Origin of the sequence: Ligilactobacillus murinus DSM 20452 = NBRC 14221, from assembly GCF_001591685.1 — a bacterium.
GTDB classification, from domain to species: domain Bacteria; phylum Bacillota; class Bacilli; order Lactobacillales; family Lactobacillaceae; genus Ligilactobacillus; species Ligilactobacillus murinus.
The window spans coordinates 1-7,940 of record NZ_BCVJ01000066.1 but is presented as its reverse complement, the minus strand read 5'-3'; the positions used below and the strand labels follow the sequence as shown (position 1 = coordinate 7,940).

Annotated in this window: 8 protein-coding genes; 1 reads left to right on the top strand and 7 read right to left on the bottom strand. The window is 40.5% G+C overall.

Going from position 1 to position 7,940, the window contains the following annotated elements:
* Positions 1–7: 7 nt before the first annotated feature.
* The 4 genes from LMU01S_RS09265 to rlmD form a co-directional block, all read right to left on the bottom strand.
* A complete protein-coding gene (locus tag LMU01S_RS09265) occupies positions 8–1,036 on the bottom strand; it encodes an NAD(P)H-dependent glycerol-3-phosphate dehydrogenase (RefSeq protein ID WP_056959149.1) in 1,029 nt (342 codons plus the stop codon).
* An 81-nt stretch (positions 1,037–1,117) separates the two neighbouring features.
* Positions 1,118–2,242, bottom strand: coding sequence for an AI-2E family transporter (locus tag LMU01S_RS09260; RefSeq protein ID WP_056959150.1), 1,125 nt, complete (start codon positions 2,240–2,242; stop codon positions 1,118–1,120).
* A gap of 97 nt (positions 2,243–2,339) precedes the next feature.
* Positions 2,340–2,885, bottom strand: coding sequence for a nucleoside tri-diphosphate phosphatase (gene ntdP / locus LMU01S_RS09255; RefSeq protein WP_004051486.1), 546 nt, complete (start codon positions 2,883–2,885; stop codon positions 2,340–2,342).
* 124 nt (positions 2,886–3,009) lie between these two features.
* Positions 3,010–4,380 (bottom strand): 23S rRNA (uracil(1939)-C(5))-methyltransferase RlmD, encoded by a 1,371-nt coding sequence (gene rlmD / locus LMU01S_RS09250; protein WP_056959151.1) that lies wholly within the window; start codon positions 4,378–4,380, stop codon positions 3,010–3,012.
* A gap of 107 nt (positions 4,381–4,487) precedes the next feature.
* On the opposite strand from rlmD, the gene recX reads away from it, so the two are divergent.
* Positions 4,488–5,285 (top strand): recombination regulator RecX, encoded by a 798-nt coding sequence (recX, locus tag LMU01S_RS09245; RefSeq protein ID WP_056959152.1) that lies wholly within the window; start codon positions 4,488–4,490, stop codon positions 5,283–5,285.
* Between the two features lie 36 nt (positions 5,286–5,321).
* Here the strand turns inward: recX and LMU01S_RS09240 are convergent, their stop codons facing one another.
* Genes LMU01S_RS09240 through galU form a run of 3 tightly spaced genes read right to left on the bottom strand, consistent with a single transcriptional unit; the run spans position 5,322 to position 7,703 of the window.
* Entirely contained in the window at positions 5,322–6,242 is a 921-nt protein-coding gene (locus tag LMU01S_RS09240; RefSeq protein WP_056959153.1) for a YihY/virulence factor BrkB family protein, read from the bottom strand.
* Between the two features lie 10 nt (positions 6,243–6,252).
* Positions 6,253–6,771 (bottom strand): LysM peptidoglycan-binding domain-containing protein, encoded by a 519-nt coding sequence (locus LMU01S_RS09235; RefSeq protein WP_056959154.1) that lies wholly within the window; start codon positions 6,769–6,771, stop codon positions 6,253–6,255.
* A 59-nt stretch (positions 6,772–6,830) separates the two neighbouring features.
* Entirely contained in the window at positions 6,831–7,703 is an 873-nt protein-coding gene (gene galU, locus LMU01S_RS09230; protein ID WP_004051476.1) for a UTP--glucose-1-phosphate uridylyltransferase GalU, read from the bottom strand.
* Between the last annotated feature and the right edge of the window lie 237 nt (positions 7,704–7,940).

Here is a 7,940-nt window from a genome sequence, read left to right as displayed (position 1 = left end):
TTTAGGTTTATTTGCGTTTTCCGATAACTTCAGATTTACTATCGCGGGTCATCAAACTACTGATCTCTTCTTTGATATCAGCTTTATTGTATAAAACATTGTAGATAGCTTCTGTGATCGGCATTTCAATGTGTTCTTCACGTGAAAGATCATAGGCTGCTTTAGCGGTATTGATCCCTTCAATGACCATGCCCATATCTTCAATAACTTCATCAAGTGGCTTGCCTTGGCCAAGTTGATCACCACAGCGCCAGTTTCTAGAATGCACTGATGTACATGTGACGATCAAGTCACCGACACCAGAAAGACCCATAAAGGTCAACGGACTAGCTCCATAAGCCATACCTAAACGTGCAACTTCGGCTAACCCACGTGTCATCAAAGCTGCTTTAGCATCATCACCATAACCTAAACCATGTAAGATACCAGCTCCGATCGCGATGACGTTCTTAAAAGCAGCCCCTGTTTCGACACCAACCACATCGGTATTGGTATAGATCCGTAAGTAGTTATTAGTAAACATGTCTTGGACTTGCTTAGCGGCTTTTTCTTCTTCGCTAGCAGCTGTGATCAACGTGATATCATGTCGCGCTACTTCTTCGGCGTGGCTAGGACCAGACAAGACGACGATACTTGAACAATACTGATCGGTCAATTCTTCATGAATGATCTCTGAGATCCGTTTATGAGTCCCGATCTCTAGACCCTTGCTGGCATGGATCACCATTGGACGCTGTTTTAATTTAGCTAAAACTTCTTTGACTTGTTTAGCCACCAAACGTGTTACTTTAGTTGGTACAACAAATAAAATTGCATCGGTATCAGTTAAAGCTTCTTCCAAGTCTGTCGTTGCCCGTAGTTTTTCTGAATACTTAAAGCCAGGCATATATTGTTCATTTGTATGCTTTTCATTAAGCTCTGCCGCCTGTTCGACAACGTTTGTGTAAAGTGTGACATCATGTCCATTTTCAATTAAAACGCTCGCAAGTGTACTACCCCACGAACCGGCACCTAATACTGCTATTTTTTTTGTCATAAAATATACATCCCTATTTATAAGATATTTTCAATACAATTTCAAAATACCACAAATCGTGGTCACTGGCAACTTAGACACTTAAGCATCCGTATCGCTATTTTGGAGTTTGATAATGTCGTAAACATAAGTCACAACGACTTTTGAGACCGCATAAAGTGGGATCGCCAAGATCATCCCTAATAATCCTGCAATGTTACCAGCCGCTAATAAGATCATAATGATCGTCAACGGATGGATATCTAATGATTTACCGATCACATTTGGATAAACTAGGTTACCATCGATCTGTTGGACGACCACACAGACAACGATCACTAAGATAACTTCTTTAAATGACATTGAAAGGGCGATAAAGATCGCGGGCACCAGTCCGATATAAGGTCCAAGATACGGGATGATGTTCGTGATCCCGGCAAACATTCCGATCAAAAGTGCATATGGGATCCCGACCAAGCCATAACCGATCGCTGAAAATGTTCCGACAAACAAACACTCGATCACTTGACCTGAAATATATTTGGCGATCGTATCACTCATTTTTACCAATAGATCACCGATAACATCAGCTTGTTTGTCAGGTAACATGCGTTTTATATTTGGCAAAAGTTTTGGTCCGTCTTTTAGCATATAAAAGAGCACGAAAGGAACCGTTACGATCGTCATTGTGATACTTGTTACCGCACCGATCATTGAACCCAAACTTGAGGTCAATGAGCCCATAAAGTTCTTCAAGATACCATTGACTGAGCCCTTGATATTATTGATGTATTCAGTCATATCGATCTTATCGGCCCAATCTGGTCGTTTAGAATTCCGTGCTAGTTCAGTTAAGTATGCTTGAAGCTCACTTAAATACTTAGGTGTCCGTGCGACTAATTGTTCGACCTGGGTCGTTAATTTAGGGACTAAATAAGCAACTGCCAAACCGATCAAAGCAAAGAACAAGAGAAAGACGAGCGTCACTGCCAAAGTGCGCCCGATCTTAAACCTTTTATACTGGACTTTAGTAAGCAAATTGACCAAGGGATTCAGCGCATAAAATAAGAAACCCGCGATCAATACTGGCGCAAAGATCGTTGAAATGAATATCCCGATCGGTTGGAAAATGAAACCTATCTGGGTACAAACAAAGATCAACAATGCGACCAACAACAACTCAAGTGACCAATACATCAAACGATAACGTCTTTTTTTATTAAACATAACTTTTCCTTTCTGTTTCTTTTGGTCTCCCCACCTTTGGATATAAAAAAAGGGACTGCGACCTCTATCACAGCCCCAAATGGTTATAAACAGGCAATTACTGCCGGCGCGACAATTCTAAATAGCGATTATACCAAATCTCGACATATTCTTTTGAGAACGGTCCCTTGCCGTGTTCGATCCAATCGACTAGTGTCTTAACATTATGCTTTAATATCAAATCCGTTTTAGCCGGATATTTCCATTTAGCACTGTGCTCAGCATACTCATCTACATCGAGCAAACGTTTTTCGCCATTAGGAAATACTTTTACATCCAGATCGTAATCTATATATTTGAGAGCTTCCTTATCTAAAACCATCGGTGAGGCTAGATTACAGTAGTAGGAGACCCCGTTATCACGAATCATCGCCACAATGTTAAACCAGTAGTGCTTATGGAAATAAACCAGAGCTGGTTCACGGGTGACCCAACGCCTTCCATCAGCTTCTGTAACTAAAGTGTGATCATTACATCCGATCAAAGCATTTTCACTTGTCTTAAGTACCATCGTATCGCGCCATGTCCGATGTAGGCTACCATCGTGTTTATAACTCTTGATCGTAATAAACTCGCCTTCCTTTGGCCCATTTGAATGACGCATATAACTTCCTGCTTTCTATAAACAAGGGTGTAGTTACACCAATATCATTTTAATTATACCAAAGATTACAGAAAATGCCTATGACAATATAACTGGGACCATAATTCTTTGAACACCATTTTTACTAAACGCGTCTAACTAATTTAACGACTGCTTCAACCCGCGCTGTTTGCGGAAACATATCGATTGAGCGAATATATTCAACGCGATAGGCTTTGGTCAACGCAACTAGATCACGGGCCAAAGTCGAAGGATTACATGAAACATAGACAAACTTAGCTGGGCGATATTTTAAGATCGCCTTGATCAAAGCTTCATCTAAACCTGTGCGTGGGGGATCAACGACTAAGGCATCAAAGCTAAATCCTTCTTTGAGCCACTTTAAAATGACTGTTTCCGCTTTACCCGTCGTATAAATGGCATTGCGCCCAGCTTTTTTGGCATTTATTTTTGCATCAGCCACAGCTTCGGCCACGATATCCATTCCACGGATCTCTTTTGCCTCCTTACCCACATATAATCCGATCGTACCTACTCCACAATAAGCATCGACTAAAGTCTCGTTTGGCGATAGTGCTAAAGCTTTTTTGACCTCATCGTATAAGACCTTAGTTTGTAGTGGATTCATTTGGAAAAAGGCGCGCGCTGACAATTCAAAACTTACATCACCTAATCTTTCAGTGATACTTTCTTTTCCCATCAATAATTGCGTTTCTTCGCCCCAGATCAAAGATGTCTTCTGGGGATTGATATTTTGCATCACTGACACAACTTCAGGTAATAACTGCTTGATCTCAGTCAACATTTCATTTTTGCGGGGCAATTGCGCCGTTCGTGTTATGAAAACAAGCTGAACTTCTTTCGTTGCAAAGGATTCCCGGACAACTAAAGTTTTAACTGCTCCCTGATTCTTACGTTCATCGTAGATCGAAACTTGCCATTTTTCTAGTAACTTTCGAACCGTATTTATTACTTTCATCGTCAAGTCGCGCTGTGTCGCAAAAGTCGGTAGATCGACTAAAATATGGCTATTTTCTTTATATAAGCCGGCAATAACTTGCCCTGCTTTATTTTTACGCACCTGAAATTGAGCTTTATTGCGGTAGTGATAAGGATCAGCCATTCCCAAAGTCGGGCGTAGCTCATATTCTTTATACCCAGCTGGGCGATACTTAGCTAAAGCCTGGGCGATCACATCTTGTTTAAATTCCAATTGAGCTGGATAAGCTAAATGTTCAAGTTCGATCCCACCAACATCATATTTATCGACTGGTTGAACTCGAGCTGGACTTTCTTGTTTGATCTTTAACAAACGCGCCTTGGCATATTTTTCTTTAGCTTCTGTCACACTGGCTAAGACGACTTCGCCTGGTAAAGCTTTAGGAATAAAGACGATCTTTCGCTTATAATATCCGATACCTTCACCATTTATACCTAAACGCTTGATCGTCACAACAATTTTTTGGTCTTTTTTCAATCTGACCCCAGAGGCCATTTTGGGCTTTACTCGTTTCACTCTAAAATTCCTTCCATTTTTTATCTTTGAAATTATAACACATTAAGCTAAGATAGTAGTAACATCATTAGAAAAGAGGAAAATTGATGGCTAAAAAAATCACTGCGATCGCGACGCAAAAAAAAGCCGGGCGTTTCAATATCTATTTAGACGGTAAATACGCCTTTCCGGTCAGCGAAGACGTTTTGATCAAATATCGTCTCGCTAAGGGCCTCGAACTTGATGAAGAAATGATCGAACACTTACAGCAAGCCGACCTGCTCTCTAAGGCCTACAATAAAGCTTTAGATCATCTCAGCTATCAATTACGGACTAAAAAAGAGATCAAGATCTATTTAACTAAACTTGAAGTTCCTGAAAATGATCAAAACCAGATCATTTCTAAATTAGTCGAGTTAAATCTCTTAGATGACTTGGCTTATGCTAAAAGTTACGTCCGCACAGCGGCTAATACAACTGATAAAGGACCATTTGTGATCGCTCAAAAGCTCAAACAAAAAGGCGTCGCTGAAGAATTTATCAATGAAGCTCTCATTGAATTTAGCTTTGAGCAACAAGTCCAGACTGCACTTAAGTTGGCCGAAAAATTTGTCGCCAAAAATAAAAAACTGGCCTTTCAAGCTTTGAAAAATAAACTCTATCAGCATCTTGTAACTAAAGGCTTTAGCAGCGAGACGATCAGTTTGGTCCTCGAAGAATTAGCCCTTAAAAAAGATGATACGCTTCAACTTGAGGCTCTCCGTGAACAAGGCGCTAAACTTTTACGTCGCTACCAACGTTATCCCCAACCAGAGCGTTTCTTCAAATTAAAGCAAGCACTTTACCGTAAAGGCTTTTCCTTGAGTGAAATCGAACGTTATCTAGCTGAGATCACCGCAGAATAAACTAAATGCCAGCCGTTTTAGCAGCTGGCATTTAATTTATTTAGATCTATGTTTCCAATTAAAAAAACGCTTGACTGAACTATCATTAAAGTGATCTAAGGTTCGTTTAGAACGGATCGTACCGTATTTGCGCTCTTCTAAAGTCGCATTAATAACTGCGCCGACCATGATCACCAAAGCACTATAGTTCATCCAAAATAGCAATACGATAAATGTTCCGATCGTTCCATAACTCAACACCGACCGAGCAAAGTAACGGACATAAAAACTAAAGCCTTGGGTCAAAAGCATCCAGCCTAGTGTCGAAAATAAAGCGCCGACCCAAAGATAGCGTAAATGGACCTTTGCATTGGGAACTAACAAGTACAATAAGCACATGATCAAAAAGATCCCTAACAGTGTCGTTGGCCATTTCAATTGAGTAAAAGTCGTCAGCCAATCTAAGGGCAAGCTAAAGATCGGTATGAAGTATTCTAAAACTAGTTGCCCAAAACTATATACGACAAAAGCGATCACCAACAGCGCACCGATGAAGATCGTGATCAAAAATGATAAGATCCGCTGGGTGAAGATCCCTTGATCATTTCCAACTCCAAAGGCTTCGTTGAAAGCTTTCTTTAAGGCATTTATCCCTCGGCTAGCTGCCCAAACGGAGATGATCCCACTGACTGAGGCGACTCCCCCTGAAGAACCATTGCTCAAAAAAGTTTCTAATAAGGGTCCGAGGGTGGTATAAACAGCTTTTGGAACTGCCATCTCTAAATAAGGCAAGATCTCACTAGCTTTGATATGCAATAATGGCAAAATATTTCCGATAAAAATGACCATCGGAAAAATCGCAACTAAAGTATAATAGGCGATCACGATCGCAGTATTACTGATATTAGCGCGTTTAAAATTTTTACTCGCAATTTTGTAGAAAGCATCCAACTCTTGTCTAACTGTCTTAAATTCCATTACATCCTCATTACTCTGTTTCGGCACTACGCGTTGACGTTTGTTGTTGATTTTTTATTGGGACTTTAAGCGTTTCTCCCGCAGCTACCCGTGAACTCTCAAGAGCATTTAACTCCATCAGTTCTTGGACCGTTGTATTGTATTTGGTTGCGATCGTCGAGAGATAGTCACCTTCCTGGACCGTATACGTGCCATACTTAGAACTTGAACGCTCACTTGTACTATTTGTCACAGTTGAACTTTGACTTGTGTTTGCTTTGACAGACGCTTTATCAGTCTTAGCTGATGCTTTTGGCACCTCTTTTGTTGAAGAACCATATTTTTTAGCAGCTAGGGCTCGTTGCTTGTCATATTCTACTTTTTGCAATCTTTCATTATCGCCAAAAGCACTAACTAATCTACTGTGGATCGTCTCGTTTTTCCATGCAACAATACATACCAATAATACAACTAACATAGTTGCCCCTATTTTCAACGCTAACGCTAGACCACGTCGACTGTGTTTGCCGTGATGATGTTTACGTGTCATCTAAAATTCCTCCCCTCAGCTGAAATCAAAAAAGCTGGGATCGATCCCAGCTTTTTCGACTATTTAAGTGTCTTGCCTAATTCTTTGATATATTCTTTCAATTCAGCTTGCACTTCTGGGTGACGCAAACCAAATTGGATCGAAGTCTTAAGATAGCCAAACTTGTAACCAACATCGTAACGTTGACCCTTGAACTCATGTGCAAATACACGTTGGATCTTGTTCAAGCGATCGATCGCATCGGTCAATTGGATCTCATTACCAGCGCCTGGTTCTTGTGTTTCAAGCATCGTAAAGACCTCTGGCGTCAATAGATAACGCCCAATGATCGCCAAATCAGATGGGGCTTTATCAACATCTGGTTTTTCAACGAATTGTTTAACATCATATAAGCCAGGTTTAGTTTCAGAAGTTGGGTCGATGACGCCATACTTATTAACTTCTTCATGTGGCACTTTCATTACAGCTAAAGTTGAAGCATGTGTTTCCTCGTAGCGATTCATCAATTGTTTTGTCAATGGTACTTTGTCTTCCATGATGTCATCACCAAGCATGACCACAAATGGTTCATTGCCCACAAAGTCTTTGGCCATTAAAACTGCATCACCCAAACCACGTGGGTGGGATTGGCGGATAAAGTACAAGTTGATATCAGTCGTTTGTTCGACCAGACGTAACAGATCCGTCTTACCCTTTTCTTTTAAGTTTTGTTCCAATTCAGGAACTGAATCAAAGTGGTCTTCGATCGGACGTTTACCCTTACCCGTTACGACCAAGATGTCTTCGATCCCAGATTTTTTAGCTTCTTCAATGATATATTGGATCGTTGGTTTATCAATGATCGGTAGCATTTCTTTAGCCAAAGCCTTAGTTGCCGGCAAAAATCGTGTCCCTAAACCAGCGGCAGGAATAACTGCTTTTCTTACTTTCATCTAATAATACCTCTTTAAAATTTTCTACGTCCCACTATAACTACAGTGGTAACGCTTGAGTATTCCAAAACTAATTATACCAGTGTTACCCAGATTTACAAGCTATAACCACAGTGCGAAAAATTGCGTCTTACTCCGTAGAAATAACTGCTAGCAAATTTTGAGGCGTCCTTTGCCTCGAAGTTTGCTTGTTGTTATTTCCTAGGAGTTGCAATTTGTAGCACGACTATAACCACA